This window comes from Chryseobacterium pennae, from assembly GCF_003385515.1.
In the GTDB taxonomy this organism is placed as follows: Bacteria; Bacteroidota; Bacteroidia; order Flavobacteriales; family Weeksellaceae; genus Chryseobacterium; species Chryseobacterium pennae.
This window is the reverse complement of record NZ_QNVT01000035.1, coordinates 25,915-44,606: the sequence shown is the minus strand read 5'-3', so window position 1 is coordinate 44,606 and position 18,692 is coordinate 25,915. Positions and strand designations below refer to the sequence as shown.

Below are 18,692 nucleotides of genomic sequence, written 5' to 3'. Positions count from 1 at the left end.
TGATTGAATTAACATCTAAAAAAAATATATGAAGAAAATCTTACTCTTATACTTACTCATGGTAAGTTTAATCTTGAATGCTCAAATTACCCTAGGAGAGGGGAGCACGACAGTTGGAAATATTCCAATCAATACAAATTACGGATATTCCTATTCTCAGCAGATTTTTACCAAACAGGAAATTAATGCTGCAGCAGCGGGAACTGTTTCGGGGCTTAAATTGTATGTAAACCCATCTGCGGATTTTACCAATTCAGCCAACTGGACGATTTATCTCGGCCATAGTTCCAAAACCAATTTTACATCAGGCAGTGATTGGGTTCCTGTTGCAGAACTTACAGAAGTTTTTTCAGGAACAGTTACCAATACGAATGGTGTTTTGGAGGTAGCATTTACTACCCCATTTACTTATAACAATACACAGAACTTGGTAGTTGCAGTGCATGAAAGTACTCCGGATTATGATTCTGATGATGATTCATTTTCTGTATTTGATGACCCTAATGCACAGAACAAATCTATTTTGTATAAATCGGATAGTAATGATCCGGATCCTACAGATCCTGAGTGGGGAAATCTGCAGGGGACCAGGTCTGTTATCAGTCTGATAGGGCTTATCCCAAGCCCGATACCTTCTTGTCCTGTTGTAACTTATCCGCTCAATAATGCGGTTCTTGTACCTCTGTCTCCTGTGATTACCTGGAGTGCATCATCTGGAGCTTCAAGCTATAAAGTTTCAATAGGAACTACTCCGGGAGGAACAGATGTTGCTAATCAGCAAACCGTAACCACAACGAGCTTTACTCCCTTATCTCCTCTTTCTACCGGTGTAACTTATTATCTTAAGGTAACTTCAGTAGGAACCGGAGGGGAATCTTCAGGATGTACTGAAATAAAATTCAAAACAGCACCACCACCACCATCCAATGATGAATGTACAAGTGCTGTTACCCTAACTGTAAACCCAGATATGAACTGTGGAAGTGCTACAGCAGGAACAACCCTTTCTGCAACAGATTCCGGATTGGATCCGGATCCATGTTATGGTACTCCTGATGATGATGTGTGGTATAAATTTACCGCTACAGCTTCTACTCATGTGGTTTCACTTAAAAATATCACTTCGGCTGGTTCAGATTCAGATACTGATACTTATTTTCAGGTGTTCAGTGGAGCTTGTGGAAACATGACCAGTATTTTATGCTCAGATCCCGATACAGGAATAGTGAATGGTCTTAATCCGGGAGAAGTATATTATATAAGAGTTTACAGTTATGAAGATGGAACACAGTATGCACAAAGCTTTAAAATCTGTATTGGGACATTTCCACCGCCGCCAGCCAACGATGAGTGTGATAACGCAGTTACTCTGGCCATAAACCCAGATCTGAATTGTGGAATAGCTACTCCAGGAACAACCCTTTCTGCAACAGATTCCGGAGTGGATCCGGATCCATGTTATGGTACTCCTGATGATGATGTATGGTATAAATTTGTTGCGACAGCTTCCTCCCACGTTATTTCACTTAAAAATGTACAAGCGGCAGGAACAGGAACCAGCACCGATGCTTATTTTCAGGTTTTAAGCGGAATTTGTGGAGGATTAACAAGTGTTCTTTGTTCAGATCCTAACACCGGAACTGTATCAGGTCTTACTGTAGGGGATACTTATTATGTAAGAGTGTACAGCTACGGAGGAACAGGGCAGGCTCAAAGTTTCAATATCTGTGTAGGAACATTCCCTCCACCTCCTTTGAATGATGAATGTACTGCTGCTGTTACACTAACGGTAAATCCGGACATGAACTGCGGTAGCAAAGTATCAGGACATACCCTTGGAGCTACAGATTCAAACCAACCGGTAGATCCTTGTGACGGAGAAGCAGATGATGATGTATGGTTTAAGTTTACAGCCACTGCAGATACTCACGCCATATCATTGAGTAACATGAGTTCTATCGGAGCAGATTATAGCTATTCACTTTTATTTCAGGTTTTGAATGGAAGTTGTAGCAGTCTGGCCAATGTAGCATGTTCAGAGTATGATGAGACGAAACTTATTTCCGGCCTTACTGTAGGAGAAACATATTATATAAGAGTATATACAGATGGAGGAGCAGGAGAAGCACAGATGTTTGATATTTGTGTAGGAACACTTCCGCCGGCGCCTGCAAATGACAGCTGTTCAGGAGCTTTGGTAGCTTCTGTATTCCCTTATATATATACACAGTCTGATGCTGCAGGAGCTACAAATAATAACGGATTTATTGAAATCTGTTCGGATGGTATGAATGATGGTACGTGGTTCACTTTTACAGGAGATGGTACTGTTTATGATATAAAAGTTACCATGCCGGCAGACAGTAGCTTTGACCCTCAGGTAGGATTATACAGTGGTACGTGTAATAATTTAACCTGTGAAAATACTGTAGATAGCGGAAGCAGTGGCGGAACAGAAACAATGTCTGTTTCAACGACTGCAGGAACCGTATATTATGTGAATGTAGGGCATTATGATGATAATGAAGATATTATGGAAGGAACATTTACCATTACCATCAATAAAGAGACCCTTGGAACCTCAGAAGTAGCTAAAGCTAAAAATGAAATTAAAGTATATCCGAATCCATTCACTGAAATACTGAATATTTCAAAAGTAGACCAGGTAAAAACAGTTTCTGTTCTGGATGTTTCCGGAAGACTGGTAAAAACAATTGAAAACCCTTCTTCCGTTCTTCATTTAGGGGATCTGAAACAGGGAATGTATCTGGTAGTATTAAATATGAAAGATGGTTCTAAACAAACAGTGAAAGCTATTAAGAAATAAATAATAGTTACAGAATATTCAGTCACATACTGAATATCTTATTTGATAAAAAAAGATGAGCGAAATTTTCGCTCATCTTTTCTATTTTAGATGGTCTATTGCTCATTACTTGTCATGCATTATTTATCCGGTACTGGCTGTATCTCCCCCGTATTCATAAGATCGAAAACAGTTGGGAAGAACATGACGAGGATAAAGTAAATAATAATCATCAGTACTATTAATGAGAAAAGAATAATGACTAAACTATTCGGTTTGTTTTTCTTTTTTGGTTCCATGATTTTGTGGTATTTGGTGAATAGATTAAACTAATATCCAAATATCAAGCTAATTTCTTGCCACATTGCTTGCAGTATCTTGCATCATCATCAATATCTTCATTACCACAACGGTCACATATCTTTTCCAGATTCTGTCTTTTGTTTCGCATTTCTGCTGTTACAATACCTGTTGGAACTGCAATAATAGAATAACCGGCCAGCATCAGAACAACGGCGAAAAACTTGCCAAGGGGAGTAATAGGGGAGACATCACCATATCCTACGGTAGTCACGGTTACTACAGCCCAATAGATTGCCTGAGGAATGGTTTCAAATCCCTGCCGGCCTCCTTCCACCATGAACATAAGAGAGCCTACGATCACTGAAAATATAATCAGAAACAGCAGAAATATATAAATTTTTCTAGAGCTGTTTTTTAAAGCCTTTACAATAAGATAGCCGTCATTCATGAAATCCAGCAAATTGAAAATTCTGAAAACTCTCAGCATTCTCAGCATTCTGAAGATCAGAAAATATTTGGTAACAGGAAAGAAGAAACTTAGATAAAAAGGAACTAATGCAAGGAAATCTATGATCCCGAAGAAGCTGAATATATAGTGCTTTTTATTTTTTAGTACTGCAATCCGCATGGAATATTCTGCGGTGAAAAAAATAGAAATAATCCATTCAAGAATGAGAAAAGTATAATGAAATCTTTTATCAAGCTGAGGCACGCTTTCCATCATAATAATAGCAGTGCTCACAAGAATTAAGGACAATAAGATGATATCGAACAGTTTTCCGAGCCTGGTATCGGAACGATAAATGATTCGATAAAGGTATCTTTTCCAAAGTTTGTCTTCAGGAACAAGATTGTGTTCTCTTTCCATTCTGAATGTTTTTTAAAATTAACAAATTATCGTTATTTTCGTAGCAAACATACAGAATAAAATGACAATAAGAAAAGTAATCTCAGAAATAGACAGGCTCATTCCGTTGCAGCAGGCAGAAGATTTTGATAATGTAGGACTGTTATGTGGAGTTCCTGACCGTAACGTATCCGGGATTCTGATTTGTCATGATGCATTGGAAAATGTAGTAGATGAGGCCATTGAGAAAAACTGTAATCTCATTGTATGTTTTCATCCTATTATTTTTTCCGGACTGAAATCTTTAACCGGGAAAAACTATGTAGAAAGAGCAGTCTTAAAAGCAATTGAAAATAAAATTGCGATTTATGCCATTCATACAGCTTTTGATAATGATTTCTTTGGAGTGAATCATGGAATATGCAGCCAGCTGGGATTAAAGAATATGAAAATTCTTCAGCCGAAAGAAAATAATTTAAAACAGCTGACGGTTTTCGTACCTAAAGACTATTCAGAAAAAGTAAAAGAAGCGATGTTCTCTGCAGGAGCAGGAAGCATAGGATTTTATGACGAATGTAGCTTTACTGTTAATGGAAATGGTACATTCAGACCTGTTGAAGGTTCAAATCCGTTTTCAGGGCAACAGAATATTCGGGAGAATGCCGATGAAGACATGATTTCTGTAATTTTTGAAGGATTTAGGCAGGGACAGATTGTGGGGGCAATGAAAGATGCACATCCTTATGAAGAAGTAGCTCATCAGATATACAGTCTTGATAATAAAAACCATCATGTAGGACTCGGGATGTACGGTGAGCTGGAAGAAGAAATGGATGAAAAGGATTTCCTGAGGTTTGTGAAAGAAAAATTCGGCATTGAAGTTATTAAACATTCAGATTTTACTAGTAAAAAAATTAAGAGAGTAGGGGTTCTTGGGGGTTCCGGAGCCAGTGGAATACGATCTGCAGTTTCCAGGAAATGTGATGCTTACCTTACCGGAGATCTTAAATATCACGACTATTTTTTAGCAGAGTCTAAAATGTTGTTGTGTGATATAGGACACTATGAATCAGAACAATTTGTAAGTCAACAATTATTTGAAATTTTATCACAAAAATTTAGTACATTTGCAATTTCAAAATCTATTGAAAAAACAAACCCAGTAAATTATTTCATTTAAATATGGCAAAAACCAACGATATTTCAGTTGAAGAAAAATTAAGAGCTTTATACGATTTACAGATCATTGATTCAAGATTGGATGAAATCCGAAATACTAGAGGAGAATTGCCAATTGAAGTTGAAGATCTAGAGATCGAGATTGAAGGTCTTGAGAAGAGAGCTGAAAAATTTCATGCAGACATCAAAGATCAGGATGATCAGATCAAAACAAAGCATGAAGTGATTAACCATGCAAAAACTTTAATTGAGAAATACAAGTCTCAGCAGGATAATGTAAGAAACAATAAAGAGTTTGAAGCATTAGGAAAAGAAATGGAATTCCAGGATCTGGAAATTCAGCTTGCTGAAAAAAGAATTAAAGAGTTCGGAGCTAAAATCGCTCACAAAAACGAAACTTTAAGCGAACTTACTTCAAAGATCGACGATTTAAAAAGCCATTTGAAATTCAAGAAAGAAGAGCTGGATGGTTTGATTTCTGAAACTCAAAAAGAAGAAGAGTACCTTATTGAGCAGTCTAAAGAATATGCAGGTAAAATAGATGAGAGATTACTGGCTTCTTATAACAGAATCAGAAAAAGCTCTATCAACGGACTTGCAGTTGTAGGATTAGAAAGAGGAGCTCCAAAAGGATCTTTCTTCACTATTCCACCTCAAAAACAAATGGAAATTGCTCAGAGAAAGAAAATCATCATTGATGAGCACTCTGGAAAAATCCTTGTTGACGATGAGTTGGTAATGGAAGAAAACGAAAGAATGAAATCTGTAATTAAATTCTAATTACTAATTTTAAAAATATAAAGCTGTTTCAGAAATGAGACAGCTTTTTTATTTTGTTGAACCATGAATGACACAAATGGTTCACAAATGCCACAAATTACTTGGCTGTTTTCTTGTCATTCCGACGAAGGAGGAATCTCAAATATCGTAAGATAAATAAAAACAGCCCTCTATTTCTAAAGAAATGACAAAGATTACGCTTGAAAATCTGCTAAATCTGAGAGTGAAAAATTCAATAGAAATGGGCTTAAGCCTATTTAATAAAAATAAACAAATTCCATTGGCTTTAGCCAAAACCTAATTAGTTTATCAGATTAAAATCCACAAAAAAACCGCTTCAAACGAAGCGGTTATATTTTTATTTATTCATGATGATCATACATCTTATTGTACAGGGTAATAAACTTCTCTTTTACCGCCTTTCTCTTTAGTTTAAGCGTAGGAGTCAGAAGTCCGGATTCAATGCTCCATATTTCAGGAGTAAGTTCGATCTTCTTAATTTTCTCCCAGTTTCCGAGATGCTCATTGATACCTTCAATTTCTTTTTCAATCCTTTGTTTCAGTTCAGCGCTGTTTGCAATTTCAGCTGGATTGGAACCGATATTCAGGTTATTTCTCATCGCCCAGTTTTTTGCAAACTCAAAATCAGGCTGTACCAGAGCGCATGGCATTTTCTCACCATCACCTACCACCATGATCTGCTCGATGAATTTAGAGGCTTTTGCTAGGTTTTCAATCGTTTGAGGAGCAATATATTTACCACCGGATGTTTTGAACATTTCTTTTTTACGGTCTGTAATCTGTAGGAATCCATCAGTATCAATGTGGCCGATGTCTCCTGTTTTAAAGAATCCGTCTTCTGTAAATGCCTCTCTTGTCATTTCTTCATTTTGGAAGTAACCTTTGAAAACAGATGGTCCTTTTACTGTAATTTCACCATCTTCCTGGATTTTTACCTGTAGGTTATCCAAAGGTACACCCACGGTTCCCACTCTCATTTTTTCAAAACTGTTTACAGAAATTACAGGTGAAGTTTCCGTTAAGCCATATCCTTCCAAAATAGGAATTCCAGCATTCTGGAACATTAAATTCAGTCTTGTAGATAAAGCAGCAGATCCTGAAATTAATGTAACAATTTCACCACCTAAACCTTCTCTCCATTTAGAAAACACCAGCTTGTCTGCAATAAGTTCCTGAATTCCGGATGGTTTGGAAACAGATTTCTTTTTGGTGATCAGATTCAGAGCCCAGAAGAAGATTTTTGATTTTAAACCTCCGGCAGAAGAACCGGTATTGTAGATCTTATCATATACTTTTTCTACCAATCTTGGGACCACGGTCATGTAATGGGGTTTCACTTCCTTTACATTTTCACCCATTTTATCGATGCTTTCAGCAAAATAAAGAGAAAAACCGTTGTATTGGTAAAGATAGAAAAGCATTCTTTCAAAAATATGACAGATAGGAAGGAAGCTTAATGCTCTTGTTTCCTTATAATCCAGACTTTTTTTCTTAGGAATTCTAGGAATAGAACCTAATACATTGGAAACAATATTATTATGGGTCAGCATAACCCCTTTAGGTCTTCCTGTAGTTCCTGAAGTATATATAATAGTAGCCAGATCCTCAGTATTGATGGCATTGGAAAGATCTTCCACCTCAATTTGAGTGGATTCATCCTCACCAAGATCCAGAATTTCGCTCCAGTTGGCAGCACCGCTTATTTTATCAAAAGTAAAAATTCCCTGTAAGCTGGGAATATTGTGCTTTACCTTCATTACTTTGTTGAGAAGCTCCTTATCAGAGACAAAGCAGTATTGTATTTGTGCGTTATTGAATATAAATTCATAATCCTCCGGAGAAATACTTGGATAAACCGGTACCGAAACAACACCAATCTGGGAAATTCCAAAATCCATGATAGCCCATTCTGTACGGGAATTGGTGGTTATCAAAGCGATCTTATCACCCGGCTTTATACCTAGCTTCAGTAATCCTCTGGATATCTTATTGCCTTCATTAATAAACTCCTGTGTAGAAGTTTTTTTCCACTCACCATGATACTTCGTTGCAAACATATCCGTTTTAGGATATTTCTCTAAAGCGTAGTGCGGAATATCGAATAATCTCTTGATCGTCATGATTTTTTAAATAATTTATAAAGAAATCTAAATATAAGCATTTTTTTTAATTGAAAAAATTGAATGGTATGAATTCAAGATTATTAAAATGCTTAACATATTAATTTAAAATCCAGGCCGGAAAATATATTACTTCTTATTTCTTTTCAACTATTCATTAAGCCCATCTGTTTTTTATGAAAATATAATTTATTGATTACCTGAAAATTTTATTTCCCTGTTTCTATCAACCCAGCCAGCAAGGAAGAGGATAAGAGCCATAAGAATTACAAAAGATATAAATAAAACTTTCACAGAATCAGGAGGAGGTGGCCCAAATGTATTGGAAATCGTTACGATAACAAGTAATACTGCCAATCCCAAAAGTCCCCATTTACCCTTCTTATTTTTTGCAGTGGTTGTAGATATATAGACAGACAAGCCTCCAAAAAAGATAAGAAATTCAATAATGAGAGTAGCCGCAATATGATTCCATAATCCGAACCCCATTTTATAATTGCCAAATGGTGTAATGGGCAGATCTGTAGTGTGAACTATCAAATCAAAGAACCAGTGGCTGAGAACACATAAACCAATGACCACAGCGCTTCTGATATCTTTTTTTATTAAAAAATAGATGAACGTGGCAAGGATTCCCCATACAATTCCCATCAAAAGACTGTGGGTAAACGGGAAGTAAAGAAAATCGTACGCATTGACTTTAGTATACCCGGGAACAACTGCTACTTTTTCTATATTAAAAATGAGCATAAAAGGCCAGAGGATATCTACAAACTGAGTAGCCGCGAATAAGGTAATTAATGAAACCTTTGGAGCTGCTTTTTTAGCAGCAAATGATAAACCGAAGTGTCCTATAAACATGATTGTATTGTTTTTACGTTTAATAACGAACACAAAGTTAAAATATAGAAGAAGGCGTACACTTGATAAAAATCAAGAATTACATAAGCTGTTTTTTTCTGATTCTGCTGAAAGTCTCAGGTGTCATTCCCAATATTGAAGCAATATATTGTAATGGAACCTGATTAAATAACTCTTTGTTGCTCTCAAAAAAAGAATTGTATCTCTCTTCCGCAGACATAGACAAATGGCTGAAAATTCTATCCTCCATATAAGTTACACATTGGATGATGAAATTCTTTTCCAGTTCATTCCATGTCGGAACTATATTGATGATTTTGCTATAGTCATTGTGGGTAATAAAATAGATTTCTGTATCAGATAGAGCCTGAATGGTCCAACGGGATGGAATTTTAAAATAAAAACTTGACAGGTCTGTTCCAAAATATCCTTTGGTTGCAATCCATTGGGTAATTTCCTTATCATATTTTGTTGTAAAGACTCTCAATAATCCGGATTGAATAAAACATAATTTATCACATATCCTTCCTGCTTTTAGAAAGTTATCTCCCTTTTTCAAAATCTCTGATTTGAAAAGTGAACTTACCTGATTCAATTGCTCCGGCTGAATAATTTTAAAATGAGATTGGATATATTGTTCAAGTTCTTTCATCATGCAGAAATTAAAATATTCTTATGGCCAAATCTACACATTAAATCAATACTTTATATGCTTCGTGCTTTAACCCAATAGTTGTTTTTTGGTAATATTTGTGCAGCCGGATAATTAATAATGGGCAATTACCAATTCTATTTTCAGATTTCGTTAAAAAGTGTAAATTTACGGCTATCTAATTATTTTTTTTATGGACTTTAATTTATCGGAAGAACAGCTGATGATTCAGCAGGCGGCAAGAGACTTTGCACAGAACGAACTATTACCTGAAGTTATTGAAAGAGACCGTGACCAGAAATTTCCTGTAGAACAGGTGAAGAAAATGGGAGAAATGGGACTTTTAGGAATGATGGTGGATCCAAAATACGGTGGTGCAGGTATGGACAGTGTTTCTTACGTGCTGGCAATGGAGGAGATTGCAAAAATAGACGCTTCTGCAGCTGTTGTAATGTCTGTAAACAACTCATTGGTTTGTGCCGGTCTTGAAAAATTTGCTTCTGAAGAGCAGAAAGTAAAATATCTTACACCATTGGCAAGCGGAAAAGTGATCGGAGCATTTGCATTATCTGAGCCGGAGGCTGGTTCTGATGCAACTTCTCAGAAAACTACTGCTGAAGATAAAGGAGATTACTATCTTTTAAATGGGATCAAAAACTGGATCACCAACGGTGGAACGGCAACTTACTATATTGTAATTGCACAGACTGATCCTGAGAAAAAACATAAAGGAATCAATGCTTTCATCGTAGAAAGAGGATGGGAAGGCTTTGAAATTGGAACAAAAGAAGATAAACTGGGAATCAGAGGAAGTGATACACACTCTTTGATCTTCAATAACGTTAAAATTCCAAAAGAAAACAGAATCGGTGAAGACGGGTTTGGTTTCAATTTTGCAATGGCTGTATTGAACGGTGGTAGAATCGGTATTGCTTCTCAGGCATTAGGTATTGCTGCAGGAGCTTACGAATTGGCGTTGAAATATGCTAAAACAAGAAAAGCTTTCAAAACTGAGATCATCAATCACCAGGCGATCGCATTCAAATTAGCTGATATGGCAACTCAGATCACAGCAGCAAGAATGCTTTGCTTCAAAGCAGCTTGTGAGAAAGATGCAGGAAAAGATATCTCTGAAAGCGGAGCTATGGCAAAATTATATGCTTCTCAGGTAGCAATGGATACTACTATTGAAGCTGTACAGATTCACGGTGGATATGGATATGTGAAAGAATACCATGTAGAAAGATTAATGAGAGATGCAAAAATCACTCAGATCTACGAAGGAACTTCTGAAATCCAGAAAATCGTGATCTCCAGAAGTATTGCAAAATAAGAATTTATAAAACACACACACGCTATGAAAAAATCTTTGTGGATCACCCTTGGTGTCGTACTGCTGCTGTTAGGAGTATTTGTATGGTATAAGTACTTCTTCGTTTTCGGAGAAGGCGTGAAATCCGGATACCTGAACTATGCCATGAAAAAAGGCTATGTCTTCAAAACCTATGAAGGTAAATTGATTCAGGAAGGTTTCGGAAAAGGTAAAGCGGGAGGTATTACAAGCTATGAGTTTGAATTTTCTGTAGATGACCCTGAAGTTTTCAAACAATTGGAGACCAACAGTGGTAAAACCTTTGACCTCCATTACAAAGAATACAATGGTGCTCTTCCGTGGCGGGGAAATACAAAGTTTGTCGTAGACAAAGTTGTGAATATGAAATAATCTGAAAGGCTTCCGTTATGGAAGCCTTTTTTGCAAGGCAGGATGCTTTATTGTTTTCAAAACAGTTGTCATCATATCATTTCAATAGGGTTCTGTGTCTTTTTGGTGCTATCTAAGATCAAAGATTGTTGTGTATTGAATAGTAAAAAAAATTAGATTTATTTATTGGTAATCAATAATTTAATTATATTTAATATCACAAATAAATCACACTATGATGAGAATTTTATCTCTATTGTTCCTTTTCGGAGCAGTAACACTCGTTAGTTCCCAGATTGGAATTAACACAGAGAAACCTACCGAAACACTAGATGTAAACGGTACGGTACGCATACGAAACATCAAACAAACTGGTCCCCGTACTTCAGCAAAAGATTCTATCGTTGCATTTGATAACGGTGGTGTACTTAAAAGAGTAACAGCTGCACAGATTGTTGCTGAGGGAAATGGATTAGTTTCTGTCGTAACGGCAAGTCCGCTCACAGGAAATGGAACGGCTGCCAATCCTGTTGTTCTGGGACAAAATGGGGCATCCAACGAGCAACTTCTTCAATGGAACGGAACCACATGGATCCCTGTCTCTGCTTCTGCTTTAGGAACCATATCATTGAATGTGGGAACTTCCGGCAGCAATATCAATGTTTCCGGTTCACCAGCTTCTTTAGGAGGAAGTATGACACTTAATATTCCGGATGCAAGTCCCACGGCAAGGGGAGTGGTTACTACTGCCAATCAGTCGTTTGCAGGGGTGAAAATATTTTCAACAGTAGGTATAAACACTACTGCCCCTACTGCCTCTTCGAGATTAGATGTTAATGGTGCTTATAAGCTGGGAAGCACAGGAACAGTTCATAAAAATATGATTAGTTTCTCAACAACAGTCAATAGTTCCATTTCTTCTGGAGATTCAACATTCTTAGGCAATTTTAATTCTTCCGGAGTTTTGGATGTCAATGTGACCATTCCTGCAGCAAGCAGGCCTGGGTCTTCACAGGCAGTAGTAGCAGTATCTCCAAATTTCGACCTACCCGGAGCTGTTTCAATAGCTTCTGCAAGGCTTACTTCACCCACCAATGTAAGAGTTCGCTTTATTAATACCGATAGAAATAATGGGCAAACCATTTCCGGGACACTGTTTATTACGATCAGTGAATTTTAATTTGGCTTTTTTCTTATCATCTTCCTCTTGGGAAATAACTTGTAAAAATATGATCTTACTGAGAGGAAGGTGAGTTTTTAGACTGTTGGTTCTTATTTTTAATTCAACTTTTGAAAACTGATATTCTAAATACAATTAAATAAACTAAAAAATCCATCACACAGGTGACGGATTCAAAAATCTATTCTATTGAGAATCCCTATCAGGAGTATTGGAATTTCTCTTTTTATAGAAATAGTATCCAATACCACCAATCAGAAATACAGGCCATAATGGAAGAAGGAAAAGAAAGATGGAAGTAATCACATCCCAGCCTGATTCAATAGCTGCCAATGATTTTCCGCCAAAAGTTTTAGGCTCTTTTTCCACTTCAGTTTTATCCGTGATATTGATATCGATACTGCAGATGGTGTTGTCTGTATAATTACGTCCTGTAACCTGAATATCTCTGGTTTCAATATCCCCGATAGTACTGTTCAGGGCTTCCATTAATCCATCGAAATGCTGGATAGGTACTTTGATGTCCAGAGTGTATACTTTTTGATTTTCATCCCGCTGATTTGCTGATTCAATATAGGACTGGTTCTCACTTTTAATGTAACCATTATTTTTAATAGCTTCTTCTTTAATGATTTCTTTTACCGTTTCAATATTATCTGCTCTTATCGCAAGATACCCTGTTTTTACCATTTTATCTTTTGGCATATTCAGCTCATAGCTGTCATTTTTTTGCTTTTCCTTGTAAATGATTTTGGTCTCTTTAATAACTTTGGGAGCTGGAGTATTTGTGGCAATTTTTTCAGTTTTCTTTGCTGTAGAATCATTTTTCTCAACTTTTGATTCCAGTTTTGTAGATGCAATTTTATCAGATAGAGAATCTACCATTTTGGAAGTACGTTCTATTTTCTCCTGAATATCATTTTTGGCACCTTCAATATCTTTTATTCTTATACTGGCTGAATCAAGAGCCCGGTTTGCCGTTTTGCCGGCATTGTCAATAGCTTCTGAAGTAACAGTAGCAACACTGTCTATACTTTGGGCAGCATCCTCTATATTAGATTGAGAAGCTCCTCCTTTTTGACTACATGCAATAAAAGCGCCTGATATAGCAACCAGTAATATGTACTTTTTCATAACATTAATTTTTTGATGAAGTAAAATTAGTGACGAAGCAGCTGAAGTACTTGTAAATGGAATGTATTCTGGTCGTAAAGTTATAACTGTAATATTTTCAGTTGGTTGTATTTGTTTTACAAGAGATTTACAAAACGCCTTTTTTGTTCAACACAGCTAAATTTAAGCTGTATCAAGAAAAAGATTACAATGGGAAATGTGTAATTTCTATCCTATGGAGGGAGCAAAAAAATCCGCAGAAATTCTCTGCGGATCTATATCTTTAACAACTTCACTGTTTAGCGATTTTGTCTGTTCATATTAGTTTTCTCTGAATTCACTGATAAAGTGAAGTTTCACATTCGGGAATTTCTCCTGTGTCATATGAATGGTGAAAGAGGAATCTGCCAAAAATACCAGTTGATTGTATTTATCTTTGGCAAGGAATCTCTGTTTTAATCTTGCAAACTCTTTAAACTCTTCTGATTTTTCATCAGCTTCCACCCAACATGCTTTATGCATTGAAAGTGGTTCGTAAGTACATTTTGCACCATATTCATGTTCCAGACGGTATTGAATAACCTCGTACTGAAGGGCTCCTACAGTTCCAATGATCTTTCTTCCGTTCATTTCCAGCGTAAATAGCTGGGCAACCCCTTCATCCATCAGCTGATCAATACCTTTAGCCAATTGTTTGGCTTTAAGCGGATCATTGTTATTGATATAACGGAAATGTTCCGGAGAGAAGCTTGGAATACCTTTGAAACTTAGCTTTTCACCGCCAGTCAGAGTATCACCGATTCTGAAACTTCCAGTGTCATGAAGACCAACGATATCGCCAGGGAAACTTTCTTCTACAACCTCTTTTTTATCAGCAAAGAAAGCATTAGGGGAAGAGAATTTCATCTTTTTACCTTCTCTTACCAACAGATAGTTTTCATTTCTCTTAAAAGTTCCGGAAACGATTTTTACGAAAGCCAGTCTGTCTCTGTGTTTAGGATCCATGTTAGCGTGGATTTTGAAAACAAATCCTGTGAAAGTACTTTCTTCCGGTTTTACCAAACGGGTATCACTTTCTTTAGGCTGTGGCATCGGAGCGATGTCAATGAACGCATTCAATAATTCACGAACTCCAAAATTGTTCAATGCAGAACCAAAGAACACAGGTTGTAAATCACCTTTCATATAATCTTCACGATTAAATTCAGGATAAACAGACTGGATCAGATCAAGCTCTTCTCTTAAAGTAGCGGCAGCTTTTTCACCAATAACATCATCTATTGAAGTATCATTAATATTATCAAACTTAATAGAATCTCCAACTTTCTGCTTTTTCTCTTCTAAGAATAACTGAATATTGTTTTCCCAGATATTATAAATTCCCTGGAAATCGCTACCCATACCAATCGGTAGAGAAAGCGGACAAACTGTTAACCCTAATTTCTGTTCCACTTCATCCAAAAGATCGAAGGCATCTTTACCCTCACGGTCAAGTTTGTTGATGAATACCAACATCGGAATGTTTCTCATTCTACAAACCTTAACCAGTTTTTCAGTCTGTTCCTCAACTCCTTTTGCTACGTCAATCACAACAATTACTGAATCTACAGCGGTTAGCGTTCTGTAAGTATCCTCAGCAAAATCCTTGTGACCCGGAGTATCGAGAATATTGATTTTATGATCTCTATATTCAAAAGCCAATACGGAAGTCGCTACAGAGATCCCTCTCTGTCTTTCAATTTCCATAAAGTCGGAAGTAGCTCCTTTTTTTATTTTGTTGGATTTTACCGCACCCGCTTCCTGGATTGCCCCTCCGAAGAGAAGCAGCTTTTCAGTAAGCGTTGTTTTTCCGGCATCCGGGTGGGAAATGATCCCGAAGGTCTTTCTTTTTTGTATTTCTTTGATTAAGTCTGACATATCGTATTTTGAAGTTGCAAAAATCGTGATTTTTTACGAGGTTTTCAAATTTAAATTAATACAATACTGATTAGAAGAGAAAGCAGGTAGATAAGAAGGATTGAGAATACCCAATAAAAGGAATAAAAGCATCCTTGTAATTTATAATTATAAAGCTGGTAATAACACTGAAATGTACTATAAAATTCACAAGCGCAGCGAATTGGCGATTAATTATTCACCATTGCGGTTTCCGGTTATCAGAAAAGAATTCTTACTAATAATATCAGGACATAAATCAATCCTAAACCCACAAGAAAAATAAATGCAGATATAAATAAATCAAACTTTTCATATTTTTTCATCGGTGGGGAATCTGGATAAAGATCATACTCTTTAATGGTCTGCTGGCTTATTTTTAAGTCGGGACGAAAATATTGGATTCCAATTAGAAACTGACGATACATCTCAATTTGATTGCTAAGAAGAACATATTCAAAGTTGAAATCTATACTGGTCAATACACTTTCGCCTGCTTTATTTCGAAGAAAAACATTCAGATAGCTTTTGGGATATCTTGATGTAGTACTGTACATATAGGCGTCATGTGATAAGTTTATAGACTGCTGCAGTTCACTATATAAAATGGTATTGATAATATTATCCCGGCTGTCATAAAAAGTAACTCCTTTCTCATTAATAATGGCTTTCCGGATTTTTCCTTTTTTTCGATTGGTCAAGGCTAGAATCAGAGCTAAACAACAAAGTATAAGAAGAATCAGAGCAATAACAAGAAGGGAAAAAGTGCCAAGGTCGTTTTCGAAATACTGGCTGATATTGTTATACATATTTTCGAAAACAGTTCCGATGACCATAATAATCATGATAATAGCTATCCACATAATTCCCATCAGAGAATAAGTGGCCGTTTTATTGACTTTAGAGACTATAGTTTGAAACTTTTCCTTCATATCAGTTTTTTAATTCAACTAATAAAAATACAAGGCCAAAAATGGCTGCACTGATCACAAATACTGCAAGAATTAAAAGCCAGCCTCCTAATGAAGTTCCTTTTCTATTGACTTTCCAAGTAGTCGTATCAATAGAAAAGCTACTGACAGCCATCGGATCTATTTTTAAATCCGGACGAAAAACCGTGATTCCATGCATAAAATGAGCATATAAAGTAAATTTATTCTTTACAACATGAAGAGGTAGGTTCATATCAATACGTCTTTTCGTTTCTTCTTTTTTTTCAGGTTTTAAAGTTACTTCAAGAAAAGGAATAATGCTGCCACCAACTGTTGTTACCGTATAAATATCAAAATCTTGCTTTGAAGAACGAAGCTCTGTGTACAATATCTGTTCTACGATTTCATTTTTTGAATTGTAAAATAAAAGTCCGGTATTATCAACAATGATCTTCCTTGAAATATTTTTTCTCTTTATGATATAGTAACGTGTAGAAGGAATTAAGATAAGAAGCGAAATTCCCCAGCATATCAATGCGGGTGTTAACATTGCTTCAAATCCTCTTTTATAAATCCCATAAACGGGGCCGAGGACAAAAAGACTGAATAATAAAAACAGCATCCCGAAAAAAGTGGACTGAAGGATGAAAGTGGCCAGCCTGTTAATTTTAGATTCAACACCGGCGAAAGGAATTGCTGTATTTGTTTTGATGATATTCATGGTAGTGGGGCTAATTTAAGTATTTTCTTTTTTAGTTGCCTGTAGCATTCAAAAAAATTATCTTTGTTTCAATAAATTTTTACAGAAAAAAGAATGGAAAATAGCAGGTATCCGAAGTTTACTTTCACATGGCTGGGCGCTGTTACTTTAGTGGTTGGATTGTTTGTAGGGACGATGGCTGTTTCTTTATTCAGTACCTTTTGGAAGGTGGCTTTCAAAGAAAATCTTGAATTGAAAGACTGGTTTCTGATGGTGGCCAATTCTGTAGGATTCGTCACATCCATTGCATTCTTCGATTTTTTCATTGTGAGAAGAACCACACAGCAGAGGCTTAATTTTAATCTTTCATCCGTTAATTTTTATACCTATCTCCTTATTTTTCCGATGATGGCAGGGATGATGTTTATTTCAGAGTTTACAACAACACTGATTCCTACATCAGGTCCTTTTTTCGGAGATTTCTACGAATATTTCATTCAGCTTATGAGTCAGCTGACCGATAATCCTGTGGTTATGATTATCATGACAGTAATTATGGCTCCCATTTTTGAAGAAATCATATTCAGAGGGATTATCCAGAAAGGACTGATCAATAAAGGAGTAAAACCATGGAGAGCTATTTTATATGCATCCATTATTTTTGGAGTAGTTCATGGAAACCCATGGCAGTTCATCAGTGCTGTGATGTTGGGGTGCGTGTTAGGATTGGTATATCACAAGACAAAATCTTTACTGATGCCGATATTGTTACATGCATTTAATAACTTGACCCTGTCATTACTGGTACTTTATGGTAAAGATGAAAGTTTTGCAAAAGTTTTTAATGTTTCAGAATGGCTGATTTTAGCTATAGGAATTCTACTTTTTTCTTTGTTTTACTATCTTTTTATGAAGAAATATAAAGTACATTATTCTGAAATATAATCAACAGCAGTTAAAAAGTAAAATTGAAAATGAATATAGAAATGGAATTATTGGTAGCTACCCACAACGAGCATAAGAAAGAAGAGATTCAGCAGATTTTAGGAAATGACTGTACCGTTAAAAGTCTTACAGATTATAACATTCACGAAGAAATTATAGAAGATGGAGATTCTTTTCATGCTAATGCTTTAATTAAGGCGAAATATTGTTTTGAAAAGACTGGAGTTCCGAGTTTGGGAGATGACAGCGGGCTTGTAGTAGAATCTTTAGACGGAAGACCTGGGATATTCTCTGCCCGTTATGCCGGAGATCATGATTTTGCTAAAAATATTGAAAAGGTATTGGAAGAAATGAAGGGAGTAGAGAACAGGAAAGCTTATTTTGTGACTGTTTTATGTTATTATGATGAAAATGGGCCCCAATATTTCGAAGGAAGAGTTCACGGAAATTTACTGACTGAAAATAAAGGATTCAAAGGATTCGGGTATGATCCGATTTTTGTTCCGGAAGGATATGACAGAACTTTTGCAGAAATGGATCCCGCAGATAAAAACAAGATCAGCCACCGTAAGCAGGCATTGGATCTGTTTATGGATTTTTTAAAAGTAAAGTAATC

Annotated in this window: 17 protein-coding genes; 8 read left to right on the top strand and 9 right to left on the bottom strand. The window is 36.3% G+C overall.

The annotated features are described in order from the left end of the window. Nucleotides 1-28 precede the first annotated feature (28 nt). On the top strand, nucleotides 29-2,827 hold the full coding sequence (locus tag DRF65_RS25340) for a T9SS type A sorting domain-containing protein (RefSeq protein ID WP_115973495.1): 2,799 nt from the start codon (nucleotides 29-31) through the stop codon (nucleotides 2,825-2,827). 119 nt (nucleotides 2,828-2,946) lie between these two features. On the opposite strand, the gene DRF65_RS28675 is transcribed toward DRF65_RS25340, so the two are convergent. Both DRF65_RS28675 and DRF65_RS25335 read right to left on the bottom strand, forming a co-directional pair. Next, nucleotides 2,947-3,105: a hypothetical protein gene (locus tag DRF65_RS28675; protein ID WP_165852313.1), complete on the bottom strand. Its 159-nt coding sequence runs from the start codon at nucleotides 3,103-3,105 to the stop codon at nucleotides 2,947-2,949. 44 nt (nucleotides 3,106-3,149) lie between these two features. Further along, the gene (locus DRF65_RS25335) at nucleotides 3,150-3,977 is read right to left on the bottom strand and encodes an ion transporter (protein ID WP_115973494.1); all 828 of its coding nucleotides are present in this window, start codon (nucleotides 3,975-3,977) and stop codon (nucleotides 3,150-3,152) included. A gap of 61 nt (nucleotides 3,978-4,038) precedes the next feature. Here DRF65_RS25335 and DRF65_RS25330 point away from each other — a divergent pair, with 61 nt between their 5' ends. Both DRF65_RS25330 and DRF65_RS25325 read left to right on the top strand, forming a co-directional pair. Beyond that, nucleotides 4,039-5,136, top strand: coding sequence for a Nif3-like dinuclear metal center hexameric protein (locus tag DRF65_RS25330; protein ID WP_115973493.1), 1,098 nt, complete (start codon nucleotides 4,039-4,041; stop codon nucleotides 5,134-5,136). A gap of 2 nt (nucleotides 5,137-5,138) precedes the next feature. Then, nucleotides 5,139-5,915 carry a zinc ribbon domain-containing protein gene (locus tag DRF65_RS25325; RefSeq protein ID WP_115973492.1) on the top strand — a complete coding sequence of 259 codons (777 nt, stop codon included), beginning with the start codon at nucleotides 5,139-5,141 and terminating at the stop codon, nucleotides 5,913-5,915. Between the two features lie 362 nt (nucleotides 5,916-6,277). On the opposite strand, the gene DRF65_RS25320 is transcribed toward DRF65_RS25325, so the two are convergent. The 3 genes from DRF65_RS25320 to DRF65_RS25310 form a co-directional block, all read right to left on the bottom strand. Further along, complete coding sequence (locus DRF65_RS25320; protein WP_115973491.1) at nucleotides 6,278-8,056, bottom strand: AMP-dependent synthetase/ligase; 1,779 nt, start codon at nucleotides 8,054-8,056, stop codon at nucleotides 6,278-6,280. A 189-nt stretch (nucleotides 8,057-8,245) separates the two neighbouring features. Then, entirely contained in the window at nucleotides 8,246-8,917 is a 672-nt protein-coding gene (locus DRF65_RS25315; protein ID WP_115973490.1) for a hypothetical protein, read from the bottom strand. Between the two features lie 79 nt (nucleotides 8,918-8,996). Next, on the bottom strand, nucleotides 8,997-9,572 hold the full coding sequence (locus tag DRF65_RS25310; RefSeq protein ID WP_228438947.1) for a Crp/Fnr family transcriptional regulator: 576 nt from the start codon (nucleotides 9,570-9,572) through the stop codon (nucleotides 8,997-8,999). 190 nt (nucleotides 9,573-9,762) lie between these two features. Here DRF65_RS25310 and DRF65_RS25305 point away from each other — a divergent pair, with 190 nt between their 5' ends. The 3 genes from DRF65_RS25305 to DRF65_RS25295 all read left to right on the top strand — a co-directional run bounded on the left by DRF65_RS25305 (nucleotide 9,763) and on the right by DRF65_RS25295 (nucleotide 12,451). Continuing rightward, nucleotides 9,763-10,902, top strand: coding sequence for an acyl-CoA dehydrogenase (locus tag DRF65_RS25305; protein ID WP_115973488.1), 1,140 nt, complete (start codon nucleotides 9,763-9,765; stop codon nucleotides 10,900-10,902). 24 nt (nucleotides 10,903-10,926) lie between these two features. Continuing rightward, complete coding sequence (locus DRF65_RS25300; RefSeq protein WP_047485689.1) at nucleotides 10,927-11,292, top strand: hypothetical protein; 366 nt, start codon at nucleotides 10,927-10,929, stop codon at nucleotides 11,290-11,292. A 214-nt stretch (nucleotides 11,293-11,506) separates the two neighbouring features. After that, nucleotides 11,507-12,451 carry a hypothetical protein gene (locus tag DRF65_RS25295; RefSeq protein WP_123947434.1) on the top strand — a complete coding sequence of 315 codons (945 nt, stop codon included), beginning with the start codon at nucleotides 11,507-11,509 and terminating at the stop codon, nucleotides 12,449-12,451. A gap of 186 nt (nucleotides 12,452-12,637) precedes the next feature. Here the strand turns inward: DRF65_RS25295 and DRF65_RS25290 are convergent, their stop codons facing one another. From DRF65_RS25290 to DRF65_RS25275, 4 genes are all read right to left on the bottom strand, one after another. Beyond that, entirely contained in the window at nucleotides 12,638-13,585 is a 948-nt protein-coding gene (locus DRF65_RS25290) for a DUF4349 domain-containing protein (RefSeq protein WP_115973486.1), read from the bottom strand. Between the two features lie 300 nt (nucleotides 13,586-13,885). Next, nucleotides 13,886-15,481 carry a peptide chain release factor 3 gene (locus DRF65_RS25285; RefSeq protein ID WP_115973485.1) on the bottom strand — a complete coding sequence of 532 codons (1,596 nt, stop codon included), beginning with the start codon at nucleotides 15,479-15,481 and terminating at the stop codon, nucleotides 13,886-13,888. 239 nt (nucleotides 15,482-15,720) lie between these two features. Beyond that, nucleotides 15,721-16,431 carry a hypothetical protein gene (locus tag DRF65_RS25280; protein ID WP_115973484.1) on the bottom strand — a complete coding sequence of 237 codons (711 nt, stop codon included), beginning with the start codon at nucleotides 16,429-16,431 and terminating at the stop codon, nucleotides 15,721-15,723. A 1-nt stretch (nucleotide 16,432) separates the two neighbouring features. Continuing rightward, on the bottom strand, nucleotides 16,433-17,152 hold the full coding sequence (locus DRF65_RS25275) for a hypothetical protein (RefSeq protein WP_115973483.1): 720 nt from the start codon (nucleotides 17,150-17,152) through the stop codon (nucleotides 16,433-16,435). A gap of 93 nt (nucleotides 17,153-17,245) precedes the next feature. Here DRF65_RS25275 and DRF65_RS25270 point away from each other — a divergent pair, with 93 nt between their 5' ends. Both DRF65_RS25270 and rdgB read left to right on the top strand, forming a co-directional pair. Next, complete coding sequence (locus DRF65_RS25270) at nucleotides 17,246-18,076, top strand: CPBP family intramembrane glutamic endopeptidase (protein WP_115973482.1); 831 nt, start codon at nucleotides 17,246-17,248, stop codon at nucleotides 18,074-18,076. Nucleotides 18,077-18,105: 29 nt separating this feature from the next. Then, the gene (gene rdgB, locus DRF65_RS25265; protein WP_394337829.1) at nucleotides 18,106-18,690 is read left to right on the top strand and encodes an RdgB/HAM1 family non-canonical purine NTP pyrophosphatase; all 585 of its coding nucleotides are present in this window, start codon (nucleotides 18,106-18,108) and stop codon (nucleotides 18,688-18,690) included. Nucleotides 18,691-18,692 lie beyond the last annotated feature (2 nt).

Excerpts from the sequence above, each read along its gene's own strand:
- rdgB (WP_394337829.1), top strand. The coding sequence starts at position 18,106 with ATGAATATAGAAATGGAATTATTGGTAGCTACCCACAACGAGCATAAG.
- DRF65_RS25320 (WP_115973491.1), bottom strand. The coding sequence starts at position 8,056 with ATGACGATCAAGAGATTATTCGATATTCCGCACTACGCTTTAGAGAAA.
- DRF65_RS25315 (WP_115973490.1), bottom strand. The coding sequence starts at position 8,917 with ATGTTTATAGGACACTTCGGTTTATCATTTGCTGCTAAAAAAGCAGCT.
- DRF65_RS25335 (WP_115973494.1), bottom strand. The coding sequence starts at position 3,977 with ATGGAAAGAGAACACAATCTTGTTCCTGAAGACAAACTTTGGAAAAGA.
- DRF65_RS25280 (WP_115973484.1), bottom strand. The coding sequence starts at position 16,431 with ATGAAGGAAAAGTTTCAAACTATAGTCTCTAAAGTCAATAAAACGGCC.
- DRF65_RS25290 (WP_115973486.1), bottom strand. The coding sequence starts at position 13,585 with ATGAAAAAGTACATATTACTGGTTGCTATATCAGGCGCTTTTATTGCA.
- DRF65_RS25305 (WP_115973488.1), top strand. The coding sequence starts at position 9,763 with ATGGACTTTAATTTATCGGAAGAACAGCTGATGATTCAGCAGGCGGCA.
- DRF65_RS25300 (WP_047485689.1), top strand. The coding sequence starts at position 10,927 with ATGAAAAAATCTTTGTGGATCACCCTTGGTGTCGTACTGCTGCTGTTA.
- DRF65_RS25330 (WP_115973493.1), top strand. The coding sequence starts at position 4,039 with ATGACAATAAGAAAAGTAATCTCAGAAATAGACAGGCTCATTCCGTTG.
- DRF65_RS25310 (WP_228438947.1), bottom strand. The coding sequence starts at position 9,572 with ATGATGAAAGAACTTGAACAATATATCCAATCTCATTTTAAAATTATT.
- DRF65_RS28675 (WP_165852313.1), bottom strand. The coding sequence starts at position 3,105 with ATGGAACCAAAAAAGAAAAACAAACCGAATAGTTTAGTCATTATTCTT.
- DRF65_RS25275 (WP_115973483.1), bottom strand. The coding sequence starts at position 17,152 with ATGAATATCATCAAAACAAATACAGCAATTCCTTTCGCCGGTGTTGAA.
- DRF65_RS25325 (WP_115973492.1), top strand. The coding sequence starts at position 5,139 with ATGGCAAAAACCAACGATATTTCAGTTGAAGAAAAATTAAGAGCTTTA.
- DRF65_RS25295 (WP_123947434.1), top strand. The coding sequence starts at position 11,507 with ATGATGAGAATTTTATCTCTATTGTTCCTTTTCGGAGCAGTAACACTC.
- DRF65_RS25270 (WP_115973482.1), top strand. The coding sequence starts at position 17,246 with ATGGAAAATAGCAGGTATCCGAAGTTTACTTTCACATGGCTGGGCGCT.
- DRF65_RS25285 (WP_115973485.1), bottom strand. The coding sequence starts at position 15,481 with ATGTCAGACTTAATCAAAGAAATACAAAAAAGAAAGACCTTCGGGATC.
- DRF65_RS25340 (WP_115973495.1), top strand. The coding sequence starts at position 29 with ATGAAGAAAATCTTACTCTTATACTTACTCATGGTAAGTTTAATCTTG.